This is a genomic window from Nitrosomonas limosa (assembly GCF_054188085.1).
On record NZ_CM135180.1, the window covers coordinates 2078634 to 2103267 of the forward strand.

The window sequence follows — 24634 nt, forward strand, 5'->3', positions numbered from 1 at the left end:
TAATCACCCTTTGCTGAGACGCAATTAAAGAATGCTTTCTTACAAGGCCTTGACCATATTTTCTACAACTTTCTTCGCGTCACCAAAAATCATCATTGTCTTATCCATATAAAACAGATCATTATCCAAACCGGCATATCCAACAGCCATACTTCTTTTAACAACCATGACTGTGCGAGCTTTATGCGCATCCAAAATGGGCATACCATAGATAGGGCTTCCAGGCACGTTTGCAGCAGGATTAACTACATCGTTTGCACCTAAGACCAGCACGACATCCGTATTAGAAAAATCGCTGTTGATCTCTTCCATTTCCTGAACTTGCTCATACGGGATTTCAGCTTCAGCAAGCAGCACGTTCATGTGACCAGGCATACGGCCTGCAACCGGATGTATCGCAAAACGAACATTAACGCCTTTTGCATGTAATTTCTCAGCCAGCTCCTTAACAGCATGTTGCGCACGAGCTACTGCCAAACCATACCCTGGAACGATGATCACACTATCCGCATTTCCCATCAAGAATGCTGCGTCATCTGCGCTACCGCTGCGATAGGTTTTCTGAACGCCACTATCAGCGGCTGCCGTACCGCCATCACTACCAAAGCCGCCTAAAATCACCGACAGGAATGGTCGATTCATCGCTTTACACATGATGTAAGAAAGAATCGCACCGGAGCTGCCCACAAGCGATCCGGCAATGATCAGCATGGGATTGCCCAAGGAGAAACCGATACCTGCCGCAGCCCAGCCGGAATAAGAATTCAACATTGAAATGACTACCGGCATGTCGGCGCCGCCGATCGGGATGATAATCAGGAACCCCAATACAAATGCGATGGCTGTCATCGCTATGAAAGCTGTCCAGTTGGTGGTATCGCTAAAGAAAAACCACAAACCGAATCCGATCATCACAAGCGCTAAAATCAAATTGAGTGCGTGCTGTCCACCAAATACAATCGGTGTGCCACTCATCCGCCCGGAAAGTTTCAGAAACGCAATCACAGAACCGGACCAGGTCATGGCACCGATAAACGTACCCAGAAATAACTCCAGCTTGCTTCCGGCAGGCAGTACCTCCGGCAAGCCGAACGAAACCGGATTATTGACCGCCGCAATCGCAATGAAAACTGCCGCCAAGCCCACCAGTGAATGCATAAATGCGACGAGTTCGGGCATTGCAGTCATTTGCACACGCTGCGCGACAATTGCGCCGATAATGCCGCCGACTGAGATACAAGCGAGGATCAATAACCAATTCTGGGTAAGCGTTAAGGTTGTGGCAACCGCTATCGCCATACCAACGATACCGAACAAGTTTCCACGACGGGCGGATTCAGGCGAGCTTAAACCTTTTAGTGCCAGTATAAAAAACACTGAAGCTACTAAATATGCAAGTGCTACCATATTTGCTGACATTTATGCGCTTCCTTTTTTATCTTTTTTCTTGAACATTTCCAGCATTCGTTGACTCACCAGAAATCCACCAAATACATTAATCGCAGCGAGCGTTACTGCCGCAGCGCCTAACCAAACGCCCCAGTCGGTTTCCGCCGGTCCCGCCGCCAACATCGCACCGACAAGAATAATCCCTGAAATCGCGTTGGTCACGGACATTAATGGGGTGTGCAATGCTGGCGTAACGTTCCAAACCACATGATAGCCAACAAAAACTGCCAGCACAAAAACCGTTAGATTGATAATAACTGGATCAACGTCACCAATCATATTGACTCCTTAATAATTCGTTTACTGATCGATCGCAATGAAACAAATGAAATTAATAAATTAACCAGCAACTGCTCCATCCGAACAAAGCAATGTCCCGGCGATAATTTCATCCTCTCGATCGATTTTGAGAGCGCCATTTTCTGGATCAAGCATCAAGTTAAGAAAGTTCATCAGATTTCGTGCGTACAATGAACTCGCATCCGCTGCCACCAGTCCGGGAAGATTCGCAATGCCGATCAAATGCACACCATGCTTAACAACCGTCTGGTTTAATTCAGACAATGGACAATTGCCGCCCGCTTCAACCGCCATATCGACAATCACCGACCCTGGTTTCATGACTCTCACAGTTTCTTCTTTAAGCAAAACCGGAGCTGGACGGCCCGGAATCAAAGCAGTTGTGATGATAACGTCTGCCGCAGCTGCTCGTTCATGAACCAGCTCGCCCTGACGGCGTTTGTAATCCTCGGACATTTCTGTTGCATACCCGCCAGCAGTTTCGGCTTTTGCTTTTTCCTCATCGCTGAGCGGCACTTCTACAAACTTAGCGCCCAAACTTTCGACCTGTTCTTTCACTGCAGGTCTGACATCGAAAGCCTCGACCACGGCACCCAGCCTTTTCGCTGTTGCGATCGCTTGCAAGCCGGCAACACCCGCCCCTAAAACCAAAACCCGTGCAGCTTTCACGGTTCCTGCCGCAGTCATCAGCATCGGAAAGAATTTTTGGTATACGTTTGCCGCCATGATGACAGCTTTATAACCTGCAATATTCGCTTGCGATGACAACACATCCATACTCTGCGCGCGGGAAATACGTGGCAATTTCTCCATCGCAAACGCCGTTAACCCATGCTGAACTAAAGCCTCTACACCCTCTTTCTGATGAGGTGCTAACAAACCGATCAAAACCGCATCTTTACGCATCATCGCTAATTCCGCAGCCTCCGGACCTCTCACTTTAAGGACAATTTGCGATTGCGCATATAATTCAGCAACATCGGTTACTATTGTCGCACCTGCTTCTTGATATGCCGAGTCCGGTATGCTGGCACCCGCGCCAGCGCCTGACTGTACCGATACCTTATGAACACCCTTGGCAGTATATTTTTTCACGGTCTCCGGTGTCGCCGCTACGCGCGTTTCACCACCGCGAATCTCTGCTGGTATGCCTATTTGCATTGATTATCTCCCTATTCTTTCCAACCTGCTCGCAAAAAATAACTCTATTGTGTTCATTTTTTAATGAATTGCGGATTATAAATCAATTTATGCGCAATGCATTAATTGGATCTGGAAAAAACTTTGGTATGGCTTGATTTTTTGACTGTTTTCAACTTTTTTAAGAAACTTCACCGAACTCATTCCGGAATTGCTGAGTAATCCGGTCTAATGCAGGTGGAATTTTAGTCAACAACAACTCTGCTTCATCCCAGTTATTATTCAAACCTGCTTTTTCGAGCGCCTCACAAAGTTCTGCAAAACCCGATGCACCGATGGTTCTAGCCGATGATTTGAGCTTATGCCCCAAACGTCCAAGGGCGGATAAATCTTTTTCGGCCTGCGCCAACCGCATCTCTATTAAAGTGCTATTGGCCACTTCAATGAATTTAAGTGCAAATTTCGAAACCAGCGTGGCATTGTTATGAAACATCTGGCGCATTACCGCGATATCAACGGGTGAAACATCATCCGGCATTGCTTCTTTATTACCTGTCACTTGAATTCACACTCCAGTTTTTAAGCAACGGTCGATCCAACGGCTTGTCAATTTTTCCTGTACCGTATTCTGACGCAAACGTGTTGCCAATCCTGGAAAATCAACTTGATCCAATGGTTGATCTTGATTGAAACACGAAAAGACGTAAGTAATTTTTCCGGTATCTGGATCCTGATGCGGCTGCAAACATTGCGCGCAGACCTCTTTCATCATGCATTGCATCGGCGAATTGATTGAGCCGATCGCAAAATGATCCGCTTTCAAATACGGTTTTAACTGATGATGGCGGGCAACTCCGACAGCGGCCATCATGCGATCCGAACCAATTGCGATGATATGATCGGCATCCGACAATGCCACTGGTTGTTCACCTAATTTTCCGCTGGCGTAAGCTTCCATGGCTTGCACAATATTGCCTACATAGCTTTTATCCTGTGGACGGGTAACGGTGAAACCGGGCGATTCATCGCAGCACCAGACTACGATATCCGCCGCCGCTTCAATTTCAGCGACTTTATAACGATCGATCAATTTTTTATAACCCGCGAAGTACAATACTCTCGACCCGGCTGCACGTGCCGCGGCGCCGATAGAAAAAAGCACCGCATTGCCAAGTCCACCGCCAACCAAGACCACAGTTCCATTCTCCGGAATTTCCGTCGGTGTACCGGTAGGTCCCATGAGCACAACCGGCTCACCCGGTTTTACCAATGCGCAGAGATTGGATGATCCTCCCATTTCCAATACAATGAGTGAAACCAGGCCACGCGCAACATCTACCGAAGCACCGGTTAAAGCGAGCCCCTCCATCGCCAATCGGGTATCTTTGGCGACCGGCGCTAATGTTGAAAAATTCTGGAAACGATAGAATTGCCCTGGCTGAAAATGTTCTGCTGCCATTGGCGCATGAACCACCACTTCAATAATATTCGGAGTCAGCCTCTCCACTTTGTGGATCGTTGCACGCAACCGGTTATTCAGTTGTGCAAAGAACTGTTCCGCCGATTGGCCGGATGCCGGTTTGATACGCTCCAGCACGCGATTGACGACCGGATAACCCTGTTTCGCACTCGACATCGCCTTCACGACATTTCCCGAATACGAAGGATGCAAATCACCGAAGAAACTAATAAAACGACCATCCTGACTATCCCTGTACCGGCTCATCAATACAATCGGCACCTCCGGTTTGGGATTGCCGTAAGCCGGTTGCGCCGGATTGCCATCTTCGTCGCACGCTGCAAAATAGCGGCCATCCAGTTTGAATAATTTTTCATCTTCCCTCGCCAGCACCGTGTTAGGTTGCGTACCCGCGGCTACCAGCAATGCCCGTACCGGTAGTTGCACTTTGCCGGCGTCATGCCATTGCCCGCTGTCGTCGCATTTCTGCACGGCAAACTGCACCGATTGCGCATGACCCCAGACATCGACATCCACCCGCACAGGCGTCATACCTTCAGCAAACCAGATACCTTCCTCCAATGCTTTTTCCACTTCTTCGTGATTCAGCGTATAAGACGGGCTGTCAATCATGCGTTTGCGGTAAGCCAGGGTTGCACCACCCCATGACTGCAATAATTGAACAATTCGCGCCGGGCGCTGTTCCTGTTCGGCCGCCTGCCGCTCTGCACGGATCGCGCGCGCATGCGCCAGGAACTCATCGGCGATTTCTTTTTCTTCCTCATCCCATAGCTCACGAATTGCCGCTTCGCCTTGCGCCGCCGACAAAATTTCATAGCGCTGCAAGAATTTTTCAACCTGCACCGGGTAATAAGCCAATGCTTCAGTCGCGGTATCAATTGCCGTTAAGCCCCCGCCAATCACGACAACCGGCAAGCGCAACTGCATGTTCGCAATCGAATCGCTCTGCGCGGCGCCCGTTAACTGCAAAGCCATCAGAAAATCCGATGCCGCGCGGACTCCCCGGGCCAATCCGTTCGGTAAATCCAGCACGGTCGGCTTTCCCGCGCCAGCCGCTAAAGCAACGTGATCGAAACCCATGGCAAAAGCGTCATCGGTTGTCAAAGTCCCGCCAAAACGAACACCGCCGAACAAAGCGAATTCCTCTCTACGCTCAAGCAGCAAGCGGATCAATTTCAAGAAATTCTTGTTCCAGCGTACCGTGATGCCATATTCAGCCACACCGCCAAAACCGCCCGCTATGCGCTGATCCAGATTTTCTTCAAGTATGCTGGCCTGTTGAATTGCCTTGAACGGCACCCTTTGGCCTAATTGATCCACGCCTGAGATATCCGCCGGCAACGGCTCAATTTTAAGGCCGTCAATTCCAACCACGGTATGCCCCTCGTTCATCAAATGATGTGCCAGCGTATATCCGGCCGGTCCCATGCCCACCACCAGTACTTTACGACCGGAGGCAGGCTTCGGTACGGGCCGGCGCAAATTCAAAGGATTCCATCGGGTTAGCAAGCTATAAATTTCAAAACCCCACGGCAACGCCAGCACATCTTTTAGCGTTCGTGTTTCAGCTTGCGGAATATCCACGGGTTCCTGCTTCTGATAAATGCAGGATTTCATGCAATCGTTACAGATTCGATGGCCGGTGCCTGCACACATCGGATTGTCCAGCACAATCATCGCCAAACTGCCAATCGCCACACCTTGCGTCTTCAGTTTATGAAACTCGGAAATGCGTTCTTCCAGGGGACAACCGGCAAGTAAAGCGCCCAGTTCGCTGCGTTTAAAAGTAACGGGTTCATCCGGCGATTTGGGTTTTTGTTTGAAGCCTTTCGAGCAGGAATCCTTGCCTTGTTCATGACACCAGATGCAATAATTCGCTTCATCCAACGCGCCCATTAAATCCGTTCCGGCATCGGTCAGAGCAAAGCCATTACGTTCGCGCACATGGCTTAAACGATGCACCGGATAGCCTGCGGAATCATCTGTCTCCAGAGACAGTAAATGCTTGAAATCCAGCTTCGCGGGTGATTTGAATAAAATACCTTGCCGTGTATGTTGCTGCCCTTCAGGTGTTCTCAATGCCCAAGCGGCATAGTGCAATGCCTTATTCAAACGCGATTCATTGTCAGCTTCCGCATCCATCCATTGCGCGACTTTGGTCGCAAAAGCCAGCTCCGAAAAGGATTCGCCAAATTCCGCCGCCAGCTCTTTTTCCAAAGCGATGCCATCAATGCCCGCCAATTCTTCATCACTGACTTTTCCTTTGGCGCGGCGCTGAACAAACTGACGCTTACAAAAATAGAGCGGGGCAAGCTCATGATGTTTTGCGGCCAGTTGCTGCACGTCATTTTCGATATTGAACAGCCGGGCAATAAAATCTTCCAGCCAAGGGGCAATATCGATCAATAAAGCCGACTCGTCTTTTGGCAATAATTCATCGGGACTCTTGCGCGCAGACTCAAGCCGCTTGTACAGCGCGTCATCACCGGTACGCAAAAAATCCAGAAAAATTTGATCCAATTTTGCCAAGCCATTGCGCTGGTACAAATCGGAAATTGCAAAACCAAAGCTAAAGTTCGAAGAAGCGGTTTTTCCCTGTTGTGTGTGCAACGTTGCATCCATGTTTGTCATTAATCCAATTTTTAATCGTTATTATTCTATCCTCACCTGAAAAATCAATCGATCATAGGCATTGCAAACAAATGCCTTGTACCATCCCTGATTTTTCATTCAATATCGCTATTACCATTTGTTCTCATTGTTATTATCAATAATTTAACCTTTAAACCTTCCCAAAGGAAACACTGGCAATTACCTGCCGCATCGTACGAGAAATCGCAGCGCAATTGAAACACGCAGTTCCGTTAATCGGCGCTTCCCGGTTTCAGCCATTTCAAAAGAACTTCAACCAGCAGATCGGGGTCGATTGGCTTTGCTAAAAAATCATTCATTCCCGCAACATGGCATAATTGCTTGTGATGCTCATCGGCATTCGCTGTCATTGCGATAATAATTAGCTCGGACCATTGCGGATTAGCGCGAATCATGCGAGTCGCTTCCAGACCATCCAGAACCGGCATTTGAATATCCATCAAGATGCAATCAAAAACTTCTTTTTCCAGAATATCCAACGCTTCCTTACCATGATTCGCAATTGCAACCGTCGCTTCGTGATATTCCAGAAGCCATTTTGCAACCTGCTGATTCAGCTCATTATCTTCGACTACCAGGATATTAAAGCCTTTTAACCGCTGATGCATAATTCTCAGTCAATCACTGGGATCTCAATCGCCAGAAACTGAAATCATACCGGCTGCAACCGTATTATTGCTGCTTTCATCGATAATAATAAAGCTTCCCGTTGCGTGGTTTCGCGCATAATCATCGCAAACAAGCGGAAGTTGCACTTTTATCCCGACATGCGCGATGTCGTTCATTTTCAGTGAGCTGACCGTCTCTCGATCCATGGTGTTGACATCGACACGATAATCAATTCGAGTGATTACCGCCTTTACAATACGCGTCGTCTGCTTGATCAGGTACTTGCGAGCGGTATCCAGCGGCTGCTCGGATAGCCAGCAGAGCATGGCATTGAACTCTTTGTTAACCAGAGGCGTATCACCGGTTTTGACTAATAAATCACCGCGTGAAATATCCAAATGATCTTCGATTGTCAACGTAATTGACTGAGGAGCAAATGCTTCATCGACGGGACCTTCATAGTTGAGAATCTCTTTGATGCGGGATGTCAAGCCCGAAGGTAAGACGGTGATGGAATCACCGGCTCGGATCGAACCCGATTCGATGCGCCCCATGTAACCGCGAAAGTCATGCAACTCCTTGGTTTGCGGCCGGCATACCCACTGAACCGGAAAACGGAAATCGTCGCGATTGATGTCATCCTCGATCGACACGGTTTCGAGCAAATCCATGAGCGTCGTGCCTTGATACCAATCGAGATGATCGCCGCGCTCAACCACCATATCGCCGTTGAGAGCCGACATCGGAATGTAAGTAATATTCCGCAAATTAAGGTTAACCGCAAAAGCTGAGAAATCCTCGCGAATTTTTTCAAAAACCGCTTGCGAATAATCGACCAAATCCATTTTGTTGACGGCAACCACCAAATGCGGAATGCCGACCAGATTGGCCAGGTAAGCGTGACGGCGGGATTGCGTCAGCACTCCCTTACGCGCGTCAATCAGAATGATTGCCAGATTAGCGGTGGATGCTCCCGTGACCATGTTACGTGTGTATTGCTCATGGCCTGGCGTATCCGCAATAATAAATTTACGTTTCGGTGTCGCGAAATAGCGATAAGCCACATCAATCGTAATTCCTTGCTCGCGTTCGGCTTGCAGACCATCGGTCAACAGCGACAAATCAACGCCCTGCAAACCGCGTTTACGCGTGGTATTGGCAATGGATGTCAATTGATCTTCGAAAATAGATTTCGAGTCGTGCAGCAGACGGCCGATCAGGGTGCTTTTGCCATCATCAACACTGCCAGCCGTGATAAAGCGTAGTAATTCTGTTTGATCAAGCGATATTTTTTCAATGATCGACATTTAGATATCCTTCGGAAAATCGTAGCGCGTAATATTAAATTTCAAACAAACCGTTTGATTTGTTAAGCATGAAAATGGAAGTAATTGGCTGAAAGCGGCACGAGCCCGGTCATCGGTTTCCGTCACTGCAACAATGCTAGAAATATCCTTCTTTTTTGCGTAATTCCATCGATGCTTCCGATGTTTGATCGTCCATACGCGTAGCACCGCGCTCAGTAATCCGGGTCATTGCGGTTTCAGCGATAATCTCGTCTACGGTAGCTGCTTCCGATTCCACCGGACAGGTACAGCTCATATCTCCCACGGTGCGGAACCGCACCATGATTTTTTCCGTTTGCTCGCCTGCTTGCGGCTGCACCAAATGGGATACGGGGAGTATCCCGGCATCGCGCCGGATAACATCGCGTTTATGCGCAAAATAAATACTCGGGACTTCCAGTTTTTCGCGCGCAATATATTCCCAAACGTCCAATTCCGTCCAGTTACTGATTGGAAAAACCCGGATATTTTCACCTGGATGCGTGCGGGTATTATAAATATCCCATAATTCCGGGCGCTGATTTTTCGGATCCCATTGCCCAAATTCATCCCGGAAAGAAAAAATCCGTTCTTTCGCCCGCGCTTTTTCTTCATCCCGGCGCGCACCGCCGATACATGCATCGAATTTGAATTCGGCGATAGCATCCAACAGCGTGACCGATTGGAAAGCATTCCGGCTCTGTGTCTCTGAACGCAACACCACCCGGCCTTTCTTGATCGAATCTTCCATACTGCGCACGATCAAGCGTTCCCCCAATTGCTTGGCGCGGTAATCGCGAAACTCGATGACCTCGGGAAAATTGTGCTCAGTATCGATATGCATGAGCGGAAACGGGAAGCGGCCAGGGCGGAACGCTTTTTCAGCCAGCCTTAACATCACGATGGAATCCTTGCCGCCGGAAAACAGCAGCACCGGATTGGCACACTCTGCCGCCACTTCACGCATGATATGAATCGCTTCGCTTTCCAATGCGTCAAGATGGGTAAATGTGTGATGACTCATTATTTTTTTCTCTCAACTGATAAAAAAGGATCATTTCTGATCAGATTGCAGTAAAGATTTACCACAATCCAACCCTATTATTTTAATGGAATGACTTTCCCGGTATGCAGTCCGCATTCTTTGGTTTCCGGCGCTTCCCACCACCAGCGTCCGGAACGGATATCTTCGCCAGGTGTGACTGCACGTGTACAAGGCGCGCAACCGATGCTGGGATAAAATTTATCATGCAACGCGTTATATGGCACATCAAAGTGCTTGAGATATTGCCAAACCTCCGCATTCGACCATTCCAGCAACGGGTTTACCTTCTGCATGCGGTTATCCACATCATAAGCCGAAACCTTCAAACCGGTCCGGGTAGCCGCTTGCTCACGGCGAATTCCTGTTACCCAGGCGCGTTTTCCTTGCAAGGCACGGCGCAATGGCTCGACTTTGCGCATATGGCAGCATGCTTTACGCAATTCGATACTCTCATAAAAACCGTTAACGCCGTGCTCCGCAACGTAGGACTCAACTTGTTTTACATTAGGGAAAAGAATGCGCAGCGGTTTTTTATACTTGTTCCGCACGATTTGCATCAAATCGTAGGTTTCTTGCGGTAAACGGCCGGTATCCAGGCTGAACATATCAATATCCAGTTGAAAACGTTCAATGATATCGGTCAATACCATATCTTCCGCCCCCAAGCTATTGGCAAACGTTACGGGCGCGAAATCCGAAATAGTTTCTTTCAGAATTGCCACCACTTGATCAATTTTTTCTTGTAATTCAGTCATTAGTGGTGCCCGCAACCAAGTTACCCTTACGCTTCACGCGCCGAAATAGCGGTAATTTTTGATCGATCGCAGTTTGATAAACCTCGGAAAAATCACTTAACCCTTTTAATGCCTCTTCAATGCTTCGATCCGGGCGTGTTGCAAAAGCGTCAAAGCCGATACGCTGCATGTAAAACAACTGGTCGCGCAACACATCACCGATGGCGCGCAATTCGCCGCTATAACCCAGGCGGGCGCGCAGATTGTACGCAATCGAATAACCGCGCCCATCGGAAAATTTAGGAAAATCGACTGCAATCACCGAGAATTTTTGAATGTCACCCTTCAATTCTTCGGGACGTTCATCACTGGCGAGCCACACCCCGATTTCCGGACGCTGCTGCAATGTTTCGCGTTGCGCTTGCCAGACTTTCAACGGAACGATGATCTTTCCCGGCGCGACAGTCACATGCTCAGGCGCTTGATCCGCTTCCAGCCGTAATACCACCCAATCATCCGTCACAATGGTTTTATTTTTAATGATCGCACCCATTAGAACCTCGGTGAATAGTAGGGAATATCATATTGCGCGGGGACCACGACGTGCGGATCCGTTACTTCTTCTTGCGCGACAAATTCCGATGCATATACATGGTCTTTGAAAGGCGCATGACCAATGCGGCGCACCGTGTCAATAAAGCGTTCCCCGTCGACGCGCTCGCGCTGATACACTTGGATCAAGCGTCCAATCACTTCCGGAACTTGATAAAAGGTAAACGACGGACCGAGAATCTTGCCGATGGAACTGTCGTTGCCTTCCGATCCGCCGATCGATACTTGATACCATTCGTCATGATCTTTCTTTTCCACACCGGTTATACCGATATTGCCGATATGATGCTGCCCGCAGGCATTCACACAACCGGAAATATTGATCGAAATTTCACCGATGTCATACAAATAATCCAAATCTTCAAAGCGCTCGGCAATCAACTTCGCCAACGGGATTGAACGGGCATTGGCCAGCGTGCAGAACTCCGCGCCCGGACAACTGATCATGTCGGTTAACATGCCGATATTCGGAGTCGTCAATTCGTAGCGGGTGGCTTCCTGCCACAGGCTGATCAAATCCTTCTGGCGTACATCCGCCAAAACCAAATTTTGTTTATGCGTAATACGTAATTCGCCAAAGCTGTAACGATCCGCCAAATCGGCAACCGCATCCATCTGTTCGGCCGTGGCGTCACCCGGCGCATTGCCCGGTTTCTTCAATGACAAAACCACAATGGCGTAACCAGGAACCCGGTGAGGTAGAACATTCTTCGCCAGCCAATGCGAAAATGACCGGCTGTCCGCTTTAAATTCGTTCAATCGCGAATCGTGATCAGGTAATGTCTCATACGCCGGATCGGCAAAGAATGAGACAACGCGATCGACTTCCTCGGCTGTCAATGTGCCCGGCCCATCCTTGAGATCGGCCCAATCGGCTTCAACCTGGCGCTTAAACTCGTCAATCCCTAATGCTTTCACCAAAATTTTGATGCGCGCCTTGTATTTGTTATCCCGGCGGCCGTATTGGTTATATACCCGCAGAATCGATTCGACGTAGGTCAGCACATGTTGCCACGGCAAAAAATCCCGTATTTCACTGCCGATAATCGGGGTACGGCCCAATCCGCCACCGACCAGCACGCGAAAACCGATTTCACCTTGTGCATTTTTGGTCACTGCCAAGCCTATGTCATGTGCGTATATCGCGGCGCGATCATCTTTCGCGCCACTGATGGCGATTTTAAATTTACGCGGCAAATAGGCAAATTCCGGATTGAAAGTGCTCCATTGTCGCAAGATTTCAGCATAAGGACGCGGATCAACGATCTCGTCTTGCGCCACGCCGGCAAATTCATCCGAGGTAATATTACGCACACAGTTTCCTGAGGTTTGTATCCCATGCATCTCCACTGACGCGAGATCCGCAAGAATATCCGGCGTGTCTTCCAGCTTCAACCAATTGAACTGGATATTCTGGCGCGTTGTAAAATGGCCGTAACCCCGGTCGTATTTGCGAGCAATATGAGCAAACATGCGCATTTGTTTCGATGAAATCAAGCCATACGGCACCGCGATACGCAGCATATAGCCGTGAATTTGCATGTACAAACCGTTCTGCAAACGCAAAGGAATAAACTCCTCCTCCTTTAATTCACCGGAAAGGCGGCGGCGTACCTGATCACGGTACTGTTTTACCCGTTCATTCACAATTGTCTGGTCATATTCATCATAGCGATACATCGTTGTTTTCCTCACTAAGGATTCATAAAGTTAGGAACTAAGGCACTAACTGTTCTCATTGCTATAGGTTTTGGACACCGGCAGTTTTAGCGCAGCTTCCAACGGAAATTTGGCGCCGTACTTCATGATATGGTCGACATCATCATCTTCATCATGCCTCAATGCCATGCCAATATAGGCATGCTCGCCGGATTGGCCAACTACAATGCCTATGCGTCCACCGCAACCATTAAACCAGGTTACCTGTTTAGGCTTATTCTCAATATTTGTACTCATCTCAATCCTTGTTTGTTAACTGATTGCAATATTATTCTTTTTGTTCGATTGTAATGAACAATCGAGGGAAAATTCATCAAACTGCTTCCGTGCCACAACATTCTGCGCGTGAAACCCGGCATTTTACCAAAAAAAACATACCTCAACCGCTAAGGATCAATATCATTGGCACGAACCGCGCCGCTTTCAAAAAAACAATTGGATCCTCATCCAAAACGCAGCTACAGAAGCACTACAATCAGTTATATTCTTATTGCCTTTTTAACCGGGCTGCATCATAGCAATTCATTTTTATAATTCAAAATAATATTATATTAGACTGATATAATTTTTTATTATTACCGAACATCATTTAATGAAACTACAACAACTCCGTTATCTCTGCGAAACCGCCAATCATAATATGAACTTATCCAGGGCGGCCAAGAATCTGCATACTTCGCAACCCGCCATCAGTAAGCAAATCCAGTTGCTGGAAGAAGAACTCGGCGTCGACATTTTTCTGCGCAATGGCAAACGCATCGTCCGCATTACCCCTCCCGGCGAACAGATCATAAAAATCGCAACGCGAATGCTCCGCGACGCAGATAATTTGAAAAGAATCGCCCAGGAATTTACCGATGAAGCCGGGGGCACATTGACTATCGCGACAACCCATACCCAAGCACGCTACGCACTGCCGCCCGTGATCAAGCAATTCACCGCGCGCTATCCCAAGGTCAGACTGATTCTGCGGCAAGGCAATCCAATGCAAATTTCATCATTGGTTTCTTCCGGAGAAGCGGACATTGCGATTGCGACCGAGGCAATCGAACATTTTCAAGAGCTCGTCATGCTGCCTTGCTACGAATGGAACCGCTGCGTCGTGGTGCCACCGAAACACCCACTATTAAAGCTAAAAAAACTCACATTGGAAGCAATTAATCAATATCCAATCATCACTTACGATTTTGCCTTTACGGGACGTTCAAAAATCAACCAAGCATTCGCCCGTAAGGGATTGGAACCCAATGTCGTACTCACCGCCATTGACTCCGACGTCATCAAAACTTACGTGGAACTAGGGTTAGGGATCGGGATTCTGGCCAACATGGCTTTTGACGCCAAGCGGGATAAGCAATTAAAGTCAATCGACGCCAGCCATCTCTTCGAACCGAGCACAACGCGCATCGGTATCAGCCGTAACAGCTATATCCGCGGTTACGTTTTCGATTTTATCGAAATGTTCGCACCGCATCTCGACCATGCGGCGATCCAGGCAAAACTCAAAAACCATCAAACCGAAAATTAACGAATCCACGCGTACTGTCGGTATTCACAATTGCCAACATGGATATCGCGCAACTGCGCGTCCTCGATACCGCCCTCGAAATGGGCGATAAAAACCCGCATGGTCTCTTCATGCGCAACCACTAGCAGCGCTTCATCTCGCTGAACACGCAGCCAGTCGATAAAACGCAATACCCGCTGCTTGTGATCCAGCAACGATTCGCCGCCATTTATCCGAGCGCGTAGCGGATCATGATCAATTGCCGCAAAGTAATCCGCCACCGGCTGACTTTCAAAACCCGAACGAATGTCGGCCAAATCGTCATGCACCTCAATCGGAACGGCATGATAGCGACTTACAATCTCCGCCGTTTGCCGGGTGCGCGGCAACGGCGAAACCAAAATACGGCTTAAAGCTACATGTCGTAACCGCTGCGCCGCCGTTTCCGCTTGTGCAATCCCCGTTTCGGTCAAATACACATCACGAGCCGGATCGTCGTTACATAATCCCAGATCATTATAATTCGTGCGCCCGTGGCGCATACAGTAAAAGTGCATGATTCCTTTCCAACCCAATATTTCCAATCAACCGGAAACGCATTTCAGAAGTGTTCTCCCGCCGATTCCCGGTAAGATTCAACGAGCATCGAAGTGATCGCCCAAGACGCTCTTCCAATTCAAATCCACTGACATACTTCAAACCCGCAAATCGTTCAACCGGAAAAAAATTACGCTGCACCTGCATCCAAAAAAACAGTTACTGCGTATCTCCTAATGACGGTGACAACAATCGCAAATATGCACCGCTTGTATATCCGATTAATCATTCAGGGGAACCATCATGAAACTCGCACGAACAGTATTACACCCGATGATCGCTTTCGTTGTGTTAATGAACGCCACCAGTCTCTACGCATTCAACCCACCGGAAGGCACCCAAGGCCGTTTCTTAGTGCCGCGCACGTTGTTGCTGCAACCCGGGATTACCAACTCCGACATTTCTCCCTCCTTTGGTAATCCCGGTTCTTTTTCTGAGTTTGTTAACAATATCACGCAACAGGAAGGATTGCGCATTTGCTTCTACGAGCTTGAAGTCGACGTACGCAACTGCCAGTATGCTTTTCAGAACAATATCCCTGGCTATAACGAATGCGTCACGATGGCAGGCGAAGCCCACACCAGTTGTTTGACCTGGGTGCAAAAACTGCCGGTGGAAGAAAATCAGAATTAGCAACCTCCGAACTGACTCCCTAGGGATAGCGCCTGACTCAATATCGCAGCAGCAGTCAGGTGCTATTTATTGAAGATAATAAATTCTAAGAAGCTGAATATTCCAGCCCTCCATTGACATATCCGTTTATCAATCGTATATTCAATCGCATTATTAGGAATGCGATTGATCATGATTACAGCCAACGATTTAAAAACCAAAGGGATCGCCTGCGTGGAAGAAAGTCTGACGGATAAAACGGAAGACATCATCACCGTGCGCGGCAAAGAGTGTTACGTCGTAATGAAAATCGAGCAATACCACTATCTACGCGAAATGGAGCTGGAAGCCGCCGTTCTCGAAGCTCGGCAGGACATCGCAACCGGACAATTCAGCAAAGAAACTGTCGATCAGCATGTCGAAGATATTTTCGCCAAATGAGCTACACGCTCATTTTCACCGATAGCTACAAAAAACGCGCGCGCCGCTTCGCGCAAAAACACCCGGAACTTAAAGAACCCTACCGCAAAGTGCTGGAGTTGCTCAGCTACAACCCTTTTCACCCTTCACTGAGAATCCACGCACTTTCCGGCAAGTTAACCGGATTGCACTCGGTATCGATCAATCTCAGTTACCGCATCACGTTGGAAATCATGATTACTGAAAAAGAAATCATTCTGGTGAATGTCGGCAGTCATGACGAAGTGTATCGGAGAGAATAGCGAGGCTTCTTTACAGCAACCCATCATTCCAGCGCTAGCTATTCTTGGATGATGGTTCGATAGCGCCACTCTGAAATTGCAACACCACCTCCCCAGGCAATGCAGCATCAAAATCTCCCGGTATTTTCAATTTTCCTTGGAAAATGCCCAAACTTCGAGCAGAAGGTGCACTATGCAACGGCACTAATTTGGCAATCGGCTTCCCGGCTTTCGCGATGATAATTTCTTCGCCGGCTGCTACCTTTTCGATAAGTCGGGATAAATGAAGCTTTGCTTCATGTATATTGACGGTCAGCATATTGATTTCCGTATTGTGTGGGCTAACTTAGCTAAGTTCAGTCACTTCAACGTCTTAAACCGCTGATCAACTATTCGAATTCGTAGCGTTGTTGGCGGTTGCATCGTACAAACTTCCGGAAGCATATTTATGAATAATACTGGCGATTAAAGTTTGATAGGGTATGCCTTCTTCCATGGCTCTTTTTTGGATTGCCATGAGGTCTCTGCCGGATATCCGGATATTAATCCGCTTATCTTTTTTAAATGTTTGCGCAGCGGCTGTTTCAATAAATTTCTTGCGGTCAAGCGAAAGCTCCGATTGAAATTCCCCTGACTCAAATGCCGCAACAAGCGCTTGCTCTTCTTTATCGAGTTGAATTTTTTTCATCATTTACCTCCAAGGTATTGCTTGGTTGCCTTCCGACTGGGTACCACGGTTTTAAGGAAAATTTCTTCTTCGGTTTCCACATAGGGAACTAAAAAAGCATAGTCACCGATCGCAACGACAAAAATCCGCTGATGCGGATACTTGTCTTGATTCGGGTGAAACATATCATCCAGCAATCCACCGGATTGCAGAGAAAAAATAACATTTTCGAATGAAATACCTCGCTCTTCAATTAGTTTGCGATTCTTATCGGAGTCCCAATTGATTGGTTTCATGGTCAAAACTGTAGCACAATTGTGTGCCTATCGCCTTCAAGAAGCTTTTATTAGAAAACAAATTGAATTTAGTAGTATAGCAATCGCAAAATGCAAAACTCTTATCAGAGATTTTTTATTAATTGGTTAAAATTCTAAAGAAACTAAGGCTTTTTCTTTGATGAATTGTTTGTGTCATCAAAAGGAACGCGAGTCGCTCCAAGAAATTGTGCAGAATAATGACCACTGCGTGTTGCTTGATCGCTTTTCCAGTATCTATAACTAATTCCATCGATATTTCGATACTTTTCTGCAAGCTCATTTTTTCTCGAATCATCTTTATAGTACAAACACAATACGTAATCACCATCGGCTGAAAAACCCTTCAGTGGAATTTTAGCTTTATGAAATCCATTGTTTTCTATTTCATTTATTGCAATCCGCTGCAAGAAATCGCGATCGCTTGAAAAGAAAAGATATTTTCCTGTGATTTTGTACGATGGCATTTCTTTACTTAAAAGATAGAACCAAGTATCACATACAGAAGTATCAATCTTGTCTGTAAACTTTACACGCCCTTTTTCAATAAACTCGTCTCTATCCATAAATAATTTAACTCCAGTAACACTTGATCCACATTACAAATAACTCTGTTAGCTGTTAAGACAACTACCCCGCCTTCCCATCCACCCTTGCACTCCAATAAATCGGCGCAAACTTGGCCGCCCACAATCCAAAGCATGTTAGCCAAACGAACGCCGCAAGCACGTAGAACATCGGCGCAATCGCCGGGATGAGATCCGCCAGAATGCGGATTACGGCGGTTGCCTGGAAACCCAGGAACAGCAGCCAGGTGAAGCGGTCGAGTTCGAGTGGCCGGCCGGAGTGGCCGAGGGTAACGCGCGAAGCCATCGCGAGGATCATGCCGGAGAAGAAGCCGATACCGAGCGCGTGCAGCGGGGCGAGTCCCAAAATAAAGCTGCCGGAAGTGAAATACACCAGGCTTTGCACACCATACATGAGCATGGCGACGCCGAGCCAGGCAAACGAGATGTGCAGCACCGCCAGCAGGCTGACTTTAAAGCTGCGCTGCAATTGCCAGCGGTACGACAAATACAGCGCGCACGCGGCCAACGGGAAGTCAACGAGCCACTGATAGGCGGTGAGTTCCAAGCACTGCAGCAAACCGTGCCCAGCAATGCAGCCGAGCATCAGCCACAGCATCCAGTACGGCCGCACCATTTCGTAGTTATCCAATACGCGGCTGGAGAAAAACGGAATCATGCGGTGCGACACCGTGAGCACAATCGGTAGCAGGAAAAACCAGAACCCGGCAACGCGGGCGAAATCGATAAGCGCGGGGCTGTCACTGACCAGCCACAACAAATACGCCGCGACACCAAACCAACCCATGACCAGCGCGACGCTGGTGACGCGAGCATGACGCTTGTCCTCCGCCGGCGCGGTGAACAGGATACGCAGCAGCACGTAAACCGCGATGCTCCAGCCGGTCAGCATCAGTTCCACGCCGGTAATGCTGATGATCCGGTGTGTGAATAATCCCACATAGAACAACGCCACGCCGCCTGCCATCAGCACGCAAGTCGTGACATATTCGCGCGGCTTTACTTTGTCGCCGTTCATCCAGTTCGGATAGGTGGTGAACAGAAAACCGAAAATAAAAAACGGGAAAAAACCATAAACCATCAGAAACGCATGCGCCCAGGTCGGCGCGACGTTCCAGAAGGTCATCGAACCGGCGATGCCGTAACGGCCAGCCAGATCGAAAATCCACCACAGCACCGTCAGCACGCCTTGCAATGCGCCCGCCAGAAACAGGCTGCGATGCGGCGCAGCAGAGAGGTAATCACGAAAGTTGAGCGGTTTGTCGATTGGGTTTTCCATAGCGTTTTTTCTGCCATTGTAAGTGGTTGATGGAGCTAACTATCTGTTTCATTATCCAATCCAATTATTTCTCTTCACTGCGGATATTTGCTATCATGCGTGTCCCGCTGGTGTTCAACGAATTTTCATGCTTAATATCGATCTGCATTGCCACTCCTCAATTTCCGATGGTGTATTAACCCCGGCCGAATTGGTCGAGCGCGCTGCGCAGCGCGGCGTTGAAACATTGGCCTTGACCGATCACGACGATATTGCCGGACTTGCGGAAGCGCGTCAGATCGCGGAAGCCAAAGGCATTGATTTTATCAATGGTGTTGAGATATCCGTCAGTTGGCGCGGACGCACGATCCACATTGTCGGATTGGATATCGACCCGAATTATGCCCCATTGGCCGAGGGTTTGGCAAAAGTGCGGGAGGGCCGCGCGCAGCGTGCCCGGAATATCGCCGCGGAACTGGAAAAAATCGGCATTCAGGGCAGCCTGGAAGGCGCCTACACCTTTGTCGGCGTCCGCAGCCTCATCGGCCGCACGCATTTCGCACGTTTTCTGGTCGAACGAGGCTATGCCAAAGATGTTAAAACCGTGTTCAAAAAATATCTGGTCAAAGGGAAACCCGGCTACACTCCGCATGAATGGGCGCCGTTAAGCGATGCCATTGATTGGATACGGGGCAGCGGCGGCCGGGCGGTCATTGCACATCCAGGGCGTTACGATCTAGGTAAAAACGTGTTGAACGATCTGCTCGATGAATTTTCCGCGCTGGGCGGCTCGGCCATTGAAGTGGTCACATCCAGCCACACCCGAGAACAAATGCAGCTTTTTGCACGTCATGCCAACGACAGGAATTTATTGGCCTCCTGCGGTTCGGATTTTCACGGGCCGGGAGAAAGTCACTTCGATCTGGGACAATTACCGGAATTTCCGCTGGAGTGCACACCCGTCTGGCATCACTTTAGAACCTCAGCCACCGCCGAGCTTATCGATTGACGCACTGATTTAACTCTCTTATCCACCGTACAACCGTTTGCCGTGGCCCAATTTTTCGCGATTCATACCGACACCCCTCATTTGCGCTTGATCAAACAAGCGGTCGCCATCGTGCGCAGCGGCGGCATTATTGTCTATCCGACCGATTCTTGTTATGCGCTGGGTTGCCATTTGGGCGACAAAGATGCGATGACACGCATCCGTGCCATCCGGCAAGTGGACGAGCGCCATCATTTCACGCTGGTTTGCCGCGATCTGGCGGAAATCGCCACCTACGCCAAAGTCGACAACAGTCAGTACCGCTTGCTGAAGGCCACGACACCCGGCAGCTATACCTTTATTTTGCAAGCTACCCGCGAAGTGCCACGGCGCATGCAGCATCCGAAACGCAATACCATCGGTCTGCGTATTCCGGATCACCCAGTGGTTCAGGCATTGCTGCAAGAACTCGACGAACCCTTGCTCAGTTCCACGTTGATTCTCCCTGGAGACGAATACCCGCTGAACGATGCCGAAGAAATCCGCGAACGCCTGGAACATCAGGTGGAGCTGATCATGGACGCCGGATCTTGCGGGATCGACATGACTACGGTTATAGACCTGACCACCGATGTGCCGGAATTGGTGCGTCTTGGCAAAGGCAGTCTTGAGCCGTTTGGAATCGACCATGGATGAAATCATTCAAGGCATCGCCATTTATGCATTGCCGGTCATACTCGCCATTACCATGCACGAAGCAGCGCATGGTTATATGGCCAAGAAATTCGGCGATTTGACCGCCTTCAATGCCGGGCGTATCAGCCTCAATCCGGCTCGTCATATCGATTTGGTCGGCACGATTCTGGTGCCGATGACATTATTCATACTCAGTAAATTGACCATCGGCGCCGGATTCTTATTCGGCTGGGCCAAACCGGTGCCGGTTAATTTCTCCAATTTGCGCCATCCGAAACGCGATATGCTCTGGGTGGCCGCCGCCGGGCCGGGCGCTAATCTGCTCATGGCATTCTTCTGGGCGCTGATGATCAAATTGGCGTTGCTAATGCCCGAGAGCAGCTATGCAAAACCGCTCGCACTGATGGGAATTGCGGGAATCGAAATCAATGTTATCCTGATGGTGCTGAATCTGCTGCCATTGCCGCCGCTGGACGGTGGCCGGATGACGGTCAGCCTGCTGCCGCATCGCTTAGCCTATCAGTTTTCCCGGATCGAACCTTACGGCTTCATGATTCTACTGCTATTGTTATTCAGCGGTGTATTGGGAGCCTTGATCGGACCGGTCATTCTGTGGGTGAAAATTTTTATCGTCTCTTTTTTTGAGTTATATATTTAAGGAAATGCTGAATAATTCGTCGAACATAATGAAGCGCGAAGCGCGCGAAACGCAACAGCAGAGACATAGCAATCAGATAGAGAAGGATGTGAGTACCCCGCAACAAAGCGTTTCGTTTGTGCAGTCAATTAATCAGCATTTCCTTAGCAGGTCGTTGAAAAACGTTTTCGAGGCAGCCGATACAAGGCAAAAACAAGCGAAGAAGCGCAGTTTATGCGGAATAAATGAGCATTTTGAGCTTGTTTTTAACACCGTAGCGGCAACGCAGATAGTTTTTCAAAGACCTGTTAACAACATTTCAATACTAGGATATCCATATGTTTGCTGATCGCGTTTTATCGGGTATGCGTCCCACCGGGAGCTTGCATTTAGGACATTATCACGGCGTCTTGAAAAATTGGGTGAAACTGCAGCAGCAATATGAATGCTTGTTTTTCGTAGCGGATTGGCACGCGCTGACGACCCATTACGACTCGCCCGAAATCATCGAACAAAATGTCTGGGATATGGTGATTGACTGGCTGGCCGCTGGCGTCGATCCGGCCCAGGCGATTTTATTCATTCAATCCAAAGTCCCGGCGCACGCCGAGTTGTATTTATTGCTGTCGATGATGACGCCGCTCGGTTGGCTGGAACGTGTTCCCACATATAAAGATCAGCAGGAAAAACTATCGGAAAAAGACCTGAGCACCTATGGCTTTCTTGGCTACCCCTTGTTGCAAAGCGCCGATATCCTGATTTACCGCGCGAACTTGGTGCCGGTTGGCGAAGACCAAGCGCCGCATCTGGAATTTACCCGCGAAATATCCCGCCGTTTCAATCACATCTATGGCAAAGAGCCCGGTTTTGAAGAAAAGGCGGAAGCCGCCATCAAAAAACTCGGTTCGAAAAAATCCAAACTGTATACCGAGCTGCGCACGCTGTATCAGGAGCAAGGTGATGAGCATGCATTGGAAGAAGCGCGCTCGTTACTCAACGAACAACAAAACTTAAGTCTGGGCGACCGGGAACGCCTGTTCGGTTATCTCGAAGGCGGCGGCAAAATGATCCTGACCGAACCCGAAACCCTGCTGACCGAAGCTTCACGCATGCCGGGACTGGATGGTCAGAAAATGTCCAAGTCGTACAACAACACCATCAGCCTGCGTGAAGACCCTGAAAGCATCCGCAAGAAAGTACGCACCATGCCGACCGATCCGGCGCGGGTGCGCCGCAGCGATCCGGGTGATCCCGCCAAATGCCCGGTGTGGCAATTTCATCTGGTCTACTCCGACGACGCCACCCGCGATTGGGTGCAGAAAGGATGCAAGAACGCCGAAATCGGTTGCCTGGACTGTAAATCGCCGGTGATCGATAAGATTCTCGCGGAACAAGCACCGATGCATGAACGCATCAAAAAATACGAAGAAGATCCGACGCTGGTGCGCAACATCATCGCCGACGGCTGCGAAAAAGCCAACAAGCTGGCGGAAGAAACCATGCGGGACATCCGTGAAGCGATGGGATTGAATTATTCCTGAGCCGGATTAACCGTTTGCCAATGGTGAATCCGATCATTGATTCCCCCGAACCACAGCCGGTTGCGCGGATTTGCGGCGAACCGTTACTGGAAATTCCGCACGACTTATATATCCCGCCGGATGCGCTGGAAGTCTTTCTCGATACCTTTCAGGGGCCGCTCGATCTGCTGTTGTACCTGATCCGAAAGCACAATCTCAACATTCTCGACATCCCGATGGCGGAACTGACACAGCAATATATGACCTATGTCGAAATGATGCGGATCGAACAATTGGAACTGGCAGCGGAATATTTACTGATGACCGCGCTATTGATTGAGATCAAATCGCGCATGCTACTGCCGATACCCAAAACCGTCACGGAAGAAGAACGCGATCCACGCGCGGAGCTGGTACGGCGCTTACTCGAATACGAGCAAATGAAGAAGGCGGCGGACCGGCTTTACGGATTACCCCAGGCCGAGCGTGATTTCAACATTGCCCAGATCTGGATTGAACGCCATGAAACCATTCAATTGCCAAATATCAATAGCGACGATCTGCGGAATGCCTGGATCGCCATTTTGACGCGCGCCAAAGTTAACCGGCATCACCAGATCAAGCGTGAAACGCTTTCCGTACGCGCTTATATGAGCCAGGTTTTACGCGACTTGCGCGTGCGGAAACAATTGGAATTCTGCGATTTATTCAGTCCCGCCGCCACCATCGCGGAGGTCGTTGTGACATTCCTGGCAGTGTTGGAGCTTGCCAAGGAATTGCTGCTGGAAATTTCACAATCTCAAGATTCCGGAACAATCTATGTCCGTGCCGTCGACGTCCCGTAATCCTGTCACTTTAGAATCTCTCAATCCGGAAAAAGCAAAACAAATTCTGGAGGCGGCTTTGCTTTCCACGCAAGAGCCGCTGCCGATCAGTGAATTGCGGAAATTATTCGACCAGGAATTAAGCAATCCGGTGATTTCGAAACTGTTAGAAGAAATTCGTGACAAATGGCGCGACAGCGGGATTGAACTGGTGACTGTCGCCAGCGGCTGGCGCTTCCAGACCAAACCCGAAATGCAACCGTTCCTGGAGAAGCTCGCGCCGCAAAAAACACCTCGCTATTCGCGGGCGGTGCTGGAAACGCTTGCCATCATCGCTTACCGGCAACCGGTTACGCGTGGGGATATCGAAGAAATCCGAGGCGTCAGCGTCTCCGGTTCAGTACTTAAAACGCTGATGGCACGCGGCTGGATTGAAGAAGTCGGGCATCGCAATGTGCCGGGAAAACCGTCGCTATTCGCCACCACGCTGCACTTCCTCGATGATCTCAATTTACGGACTTTAGACGAACTGCCGCCGCTGGACGAAATGAAATCCTTGATCGAACCGGATAACCGGAATCAAGCGCTGCCTTTTACCGAAACCGATTCAACGGATCATAAGGAAAACGCAGATTAAAACCGCGGGCGAGACCTATCTGCA

29 protein-coding genes are annotated in these 24634 nt (G+C 49.0%); 11 read left to right on the forward strand and 18 right to left on the reverse strand.

Translation table 11 applies throughout. The features are described 5' to 3' along the window. Nucleotides 1-39: 39 nt before the first annotated feature. From ACV7NC_RS09485 to ACV7NC_RS09540, 12 genes are all read right to left on the reverse strand, one after another. On the reverse strand, nt 40-1419 hold the full coding sequence (locus tag ACV7NC_RS09485) for an NAD(P)(+) transhydrogenase (Re/Si-specific) subunit beta (protein ID WP_458152314.1): 1380 nt from the start codon (nt 1417-1419) through the stop codon (nt 40-42). Then, nucleotides 1420-1728: an NAD(P) transhydrogenase subunit alpha part 2 gene (locus ACV7NC_RS09490; RefSeq protein WP_307932624.1), complete on the reverse strand. Its 309-nt coding sequence runs from the start codon at nt 1726-1728 to the stop codon at nt 1420-1422. A 60-nt stretch (nt 1729-1788) separates the two neighbouring features. After that, nucleotides 1789-2910, reverse strand: a complete 1122-nt coding sequence (locus tag ACV7NC_RS09495; RefSeq protein WP_458152315.1) for a Re/Si-specific NAD(P)(+) transhydrogenase subunit alpha — start codon at nt 2908-2910, stop codon at nt 1789-1791. Between the two features lie 160 nt (nt 2911-3070). Continuing rightward, nucleotides 3071-3448, reverse strand: a complete 378-nt coding sequence (locus ACV7NC_RS09500) for an Hpt domain-containing protein (protein WP_458152316.1) — start codon at nt 3446-3448, stop codon at nt 3071-3073. Between the two features lie 6 nt (nt 3449-3454). Beyond that, nucleotides 3455-6991: an FAD-dependent oxidoreductase gene (locus ACV7NC_RS09505; RefSeq protein WP_458154898.1), complete on the reverse strand. Its 3537-nt coding sequence runs from the start codon at nt 6989-6991 to the stop codon at nt 3455-3457. A 242-nt stretch (nt 6992-7233) separates the two neighbouring features. Next, nucleotides 7234-7629 (reverse strand): response regulator, encoded by a 396-nt coding sequence (locus ACV7NC_RS09510; protein WP_458152317.1) that lies wholly within the window; start codon nt 7627-7629, stop codon nt 7234-7236. A 24-nt stretch (nt 7630-7653) separates the two neighbouring features. Beyond that, nucleotides 7654-8937 carry a sulfate adenylyltransferase subunit CysN gene (cysN, locus tag ACV7NC_RS09515; protein WP_458152318.1) on the reverse strand — a complete coding sequence of 428 codons (1284 nt, stop codon included), beginning with the start codon at nt 8935-8937 and terminating at the stop codon, nt 7654-7656. Nucleotides 8938-9073: 136 nt separating this feature from the next. Then, nucleotides 9074-9979, reverse strand: coding sequence for a sulfate adenylyltransferase subunit CysD (cysD, locus tag ACV7NC_RS09520; RefSeq protein WP_458152319.1), 906 nt, complete (start codon nt 9977-9979; stop codon nt 9074-9076). Between the two features lie 77 nt (nt 9980-10056). Beyond that, nucleotides 10057-10755, reverse strand: a complete 699-nt coding sequence (locus ACV7NC_RS09525; RefSeq protein WP_458152320.1) for a phosphoadenylyl-sulfate reductase — start codon at nt 10753-10755, stop codon at nt 10057-10059. Beyond that, nucleotides 10748-11287: a DUF934 domain-containing protein gene (locus tag ACV7NC_RS09530; protein ID WP_458152321.1), complete on the reverse strand. Its 540-nt coding sequence runs from the start codon at nt 11285-11287 to the stop codon at nt 10748-10750. The genes ACV7NC_RS09525 and ACV7NC_RS09530 overlap by 8 nt, the downstream gene beginning before the upstream one ends. Then, the gene (locus ACV7NC_RS09535; RefSeq protein ID WP_458152322.1) at nt 11287-13026 is read right to left on the reverse strand and encodes a nitrite/sulfite reductase; all 1740 of its coding nucleotides are present in this window, start codon (nt 13024-13026) and stop codon (nt 11287-11289) included. Before ACV7NC_RS09535 ends, ACV7NC_RS09530 begins: the two co-directional genes overlap by 1 nt. Nucleotides 13027-13071: 45 nt before the next feature. After that, entirely contained in the window at nt 13072-13302 is a 231-nt protein-coding gene (locus ACV7NC_RS09540) for a hypothetical protein (protein ID WP_458152323.1), read from the reverse strand. A 355-nt stretch (nt 13303-13657) separates the two neighbouring features. On the opposite strand from ACV7NC_RS09540, the gene cysB reads away from it, so the two are divergent. After that, on the forward strand, nt 13658-14593 hold the full coding sequence (cysB, locus tag ACV7NC_RS09545) for an HTH-type transcriptional regulator CysB (protein WP_458152324.1): 936 nt from the start codon (nt 13658-13660) through the stop codon (nt 14591-14593). Here the strand turns inward: cysB and ACV7NC_RS09550 are convergent. Next, nucleotides 14590-15129 (reverse strand): histidine phosphatase family protein, encoded by a 540-nt coding sequence (locus ACV7NC_RS09550; RefSeq protein WP_458152325.1) that lies wholly within the window; start codon nt 15127-15129, stop codon nt 14590-14592. The genes cysB and ACV7NC_RS09550 overlap by 4 nt on opposite strands. A 283-nt stretch (nt 15130-15412) precedes the next feature. On the opposite strand from ACV7NC_RS09550, the gene ACV7NC_RS09555 reads away from it, so the two are divergent. From ACV7NC_RS09555 to ACV7NC_RS09565, 3 genes are all read left to right on the forward strand, one after another. Then, entirely contained in the window at nt 15413-15802 is a 390-nt protein-coding gene (locus ACV7NC_RS09555) for a hypothetical protein (RefSeq protein WP_458152326.1), read from the forward strand. A gap of 171 nt (nt 15803-15973) precedes the next feature. After that, nucleotides 15974-16222: a type II toxin-antitoxin system Phd/YefM family antitoxin gene (locus tag ACV7NC_RS09560; protein WP_458152327.1), complete on the forward strand. Its 249-nt coding sequence runs from the start codon at nt 15974-15976 to the stop codon at nt 16220-16222. After that, nucleotides 16219-16503: a type II toxin-antitoxin system RelE/ParE family toxin gene (locus tag ACV7NC_RS09565; protein ID WP_374563150.1), complete on the forward strand. Its 285-nt coding sequence runs from the start codon at nt 16219-16221 to the stop codon at nt 16501-16503. The genes ACV7NC_RS09560 and ACV7NC_RS09565 overlap by 4 nt, the downstream gene beginning before the upstream one ends. A 34-nt stretch (nt 16504-16537) precedes the next feature. Here the strand turns inward: ACV7NC_RS09565 and ACV7NC_RS09570 are convergent, their stop codons facing one another. The 5 genes from ACV7NC_RS09570 to ACV7NC_RS09590 all read right to left on the reverse strand — a co-directional run bounded on the left by ACV7NC_RS09570 (nt 16538) and on the right by ACV7NC_RS09590 (nt 19329). Next, the gene (locus ACV7NC_RS09570) at nt 16538-16801 is read right to left on the reverse strand and encodes a type II toxin-antitoxin system Phd/YefM family antitoxin (RefSeq protein ID WP_458152328.1); all 264 of its coding nucleotides are present in this window, start codon (nt 16799-16801) and stop codon (nt 16538-16540) included. A 66-nt stretch (nt 16802-16867) separates the two neighbouring features. Next, on the reverse strand, nt 16868-17173 hold the full coding sequence (locus tag ACV7NC_RS09575; RefSeq protein ID WP_458152329.1) for a CopG family antitoxin: 306 nt from the start codon (nt 17171-17173) through the stop codon (nt 16868-16870). Further along, the gene (locus ACV7NC_RS09580; protein WP_458152330.1) at nt 17170-17445 is read right to left on the reverse strand and encodes a BrnT family toxin; all 276 of its coding nucleotides are present in this window, start codon (nt 17443-17445) and stop codon (nt 17170-17172) included. The genes ACV7NC_RS09575 and ACV7NC_RS09580 overlap by 4 nt, the downstream gene beginning before the upstream one ends. A gap of 143 nt (nt 17446-17588) precedes the next feature. Next, nucleotides 17589-18029 carry a hypothetical protein gene (locus ACV7NC_RS09585; RefSeq protein ID WP_458152331.1) on the reverse strand — a complete coding sequence of 147 codons (441 nt, stop codon included), beginning with the start codon at nt 18027-18029 and terminating at the stop codon, nt 17589-17591. A gap of 64 nt (nt 18030-18093) precedes the next feature. Continuing rightward, on the reverse strand, nt 18094-19329 hold the full coding sequence (locus tag ACV7NC_RS09590; protein ID WP_458152332.1) for an NnrS family protein: 1236 nt from the start codon (nt 19327-19329) through the stop codon (nt 18094-18096). Between the two features lie 127 nt (nt 19330-19456). On the opposite strand from ACV7NC_RS09590, the gene ACV7NC_RS09595 reads away from it, so the two are divergent. The 7 genes from ACV7NC_RS09595 to scpB are packed head-to-tail and all read left to right on the forward strand — an operon-like array spanning nt 19457 to nt 24610. Further along, nucleotides 19457-20317, forward strand: coding sequence for a 3',5'-nucleoside bisphosphate phosphatase (locus tag ACV7NC_RS09595; RefSeq protein WP_458152333.1), 861 nt, complete (start codon nt 19457-19459; stop codon nt 20315-20317). 42 nt (nt 20318-20359) lie between these two features. Beyond that, on the forward strand, nt 20360-20992 hold the full coding sequence (locus ACV7NC_RS09600; RefSeq protein ID WP_458152334.1) for an L-threonylcarbamoyladenylate synthase: 633 nt from the start codon (nt 20360-20362) through the stop codon (nt 20990-20992). Then, nucleotides 20985-21650, forward strand: coding sequence for a site-2 protease family protein (locus ACV7NC_RS09605; RefSeq protein WP_458152335.1), 666 nt, complete (start codon nt 20985-20987; stop codon nt 21648-21650). Before ACV7NC_RS09600 ends, ACV7NC_RS09605 begins: the two co-directional genes overlap by 8 nt. Before the next feature lie 28 nt (nt 21651-21678). Next, on the forward strand, nt 21679-21978 hold the full coding sequence (locus tag ACV7NC_RS09610; RefSeq protein ID WP_458152336.1) for a hypothetical protein: 300 nt from the start codon (nt 21679-21681) through the stop codon (nt 21976-21978). Next, on the forward strand, nt 21968-23170 hold the full coding sequence (locus tag ACV7NC_RS09615) for a tryptophan--tRNA ligase (protein WP_458152337.1): 1203 nt from the start codon (nt 21968-21970) through the stop codon (nt 23168-23170). The genes ACV7NC_RS09610 and ACV7NC_RS09615 overlap by 11 nt, the downstream gene beginning before the upstream one ends. A gap of 20 nt (nt 23171-23190) precedes the next feature. Then, nucleotides 23191-23994 carry a segregation and condensation protein A gene (locus ACV7NC_RS09620; RefSeq protein ID WP_458154900.1) on the forward strand — a complete coding sequence of 268 codons (804 nt, stop codon included), beginning with the start codon at nt 23191-23193 and terminating at the stop codon, nt 23992-23994. Further along, nucleotides 23969-24610: an SMC-Scp complex subunit ScpB gene (gene scpB / locus ACV7NC_RS09625; RefSeq protein WP_458152338.1), complete on the forward strand. Its 642-nt coding sequence runs from the start codon at nt 23969-23971 to the stop codon at nt 24608-24610. The genes ACV7NC_RS09620 and scpB overlap by 26 nt, the downstream gene beginning before the upstream one ends. Nucleotides 24611-24634 lie beyond the last annotated feature (24 nt).

Coding starts and splice junctions, on each gene's coding strand:
- ACV7NC_RS09485 (WP_458152314.1), bottom strand. CDS start 1,419: ATGTCAGCAAATATGGTAGCACTTGCATATTTAGTAGCTTCAGTGTTT.
- ACV7NC_RS09490 (WP_307932624.1), bottom strand. CDS start 1,728: ATGATTGGTGACGTTGATCCAGTTATTATCAATCTAACGGTTTTTGTG.
- ACV7NC_RS09495 (WP_458152315.1), bottom strand. CDS start 2,910: ATGCAAATAGGCATACCAGCAGAGATTCGCGGTGGTGAAACGCGCGTA.
- ACV7NC_RS09505 (WP_458154898.1), bottom strand. CDS start 6,991: ATGGATGCAACGTTGCACACACAACAGGGAAAAACCGCTTCTTCGAAC.
- ACV7NC_RS09510 (WP_458152317.1), bottom strand. CDS start 7,629: ATGCATCAGCGGTTAAAAGGCTTTAATATCCTGGTAGTCGAAGATAAT.
- cysN (WP_458152318.1), bottom strand. CDS start 8,937: ATGTCGATCATTGAAAAAATATCGCTTGATCAAACAGAATTACTACGC.
- cysD (WP_458152319.1), bottom strand. CDS start 9,979: ATGAGTCATCACACATTTACCCATCTTGACGCATTGGAAAGCGAAGCG.
- ACV7NC_RS09525 (WP_458152320.1), bottom strand. CDS start 10,755: ATGACTGAATTACAAGAAAAAATTGATCAAGTGGTGGCAATTCTGAAA.
- ACV7NC_RS09530 (WP_458152321.1), bottom strand. CDS start 11,287: ATGGGTGCGATCATTAAAAATAAAACCATTGTGACGGATGATTGGGTG.
- ACV7NC_RS09535 (WP_458152322.1), bottom strand. CDS start 13,026: ATGTATCGCTATGATGAATATGACCAGACAATTGTGAATGAACGGGTA.
- ACV7NC_RS09540 (WP_458152323.1), bottom strand. CDS start 13,302: ATGAGTACAAATATTGAGAATAAGCCTAAACAGGTAACCTGGTTTAAT.
- cysB (WP_458152324.1), top strand. CDS start 13,658: ATGAAACTACAACAACTCCGTTATCTCTGCGAAACCGCCAATCATAAT.
- ACV7NC_RS09550 (WP_458152325.1), bottom strand. CDS start 15,129: ATGCACTTTTACTGTATGCGCCACGGGCGCACGAATTATAATGATCTG.
- ACV7NC_RS09555 (WP_458152326.1), top strand. CDS start 15,413: ATGAAACTCGCACGAACAGTATTACACCCGATGATCGCTTTCGTTGTG.
- ACV7NC_RS09560 (WP_458152327.1), top strand. CDS start 15,974: ATGATTACAGCCAACGATTTAAAAACCAAAGGGATCGCCTGCGTGGAA.
- ACV7NC_RS09565 (WP_374563150.1), top strand. CDS start 16,219: ATGAGCTACACGCTCATTTTCACCGATAGCTACAAAAAACGCGCGCGC.
- ACV7NC_RS09570 (WP_458152328.1), bottom strand. CDS start 16,801: ATGCTGACCGTCAATATACATGAAGCAAAGCTTCATTTATCCCGACTT.
- ACV7NC_RS09575 (WP_458152329.1), bottom strand. CDS start 17,173: ATGATGAAAAAAATTCAACTCGATAAAGAAGAGCAAGCGCTTGTTGCG.
- ACV7NC_RS09580 (WP_458152330.1), bottom strand. CDS start 17,445: ATGAAACCAATCAATTGGGACTCCGATAAGAATCGCAAACTAATTGAA.
- ACV7NC_RS09585 (WP_458152331.1), bottom strand. CDS start 18,029: ATGGATAGAGACGAGTTTATTGAAAAAGGGCGTGTAAAGTTTACAGAC.
- ACV7NC_RS09590 (WP_458152332.1), bottom strand. CDS start 19,329: ATGGAAAACCCAATCGACAAACCGCTCAACTTTCGTGATTACCTCTCT.
- ACV7NC_RS09595 (WP_458152333.1), top strand. CDS start 19,457: ATGCTTAATATCGATCTGCATTGCCACTCCTCAATTTCCGATGGTGTA.
- ACV7NC_RS09605 (WP_458152335.1), top strand. CDS start 20,985: ATGGATGAAATCATTCAAGGCATCGCCATTTATGCATTGCCGGTCATA.
- ACV7NC_RS09610 (WP_458152336.1), top strand. CDS start 21,679: ATGAAGCGCGAAGCGCGCGAAACGCAACAGCAGAGACATAGCAATCAG.
- ACV7NC_RS09615 (WP_458152337.1), top strand. CDS start 21,968: ATGTTTGCTGATCGCGTTTTATCGGGTATGCGTCCCACCGGGAGCTTG.
- ACV7NC_RS09620 (WP_458154900.1), top strand. CDS start 23,191: ATGGTGAATCCGATCATTGATTCCCCCGAACCACAGCCGGTTGCGCGG.
- scpB (WP_458152338.1), top strand. CDS start 23,969: ATGTCCGTGCCGTCGACGTCCCGTAATCCTGTCACTTTAGAATCTCTC.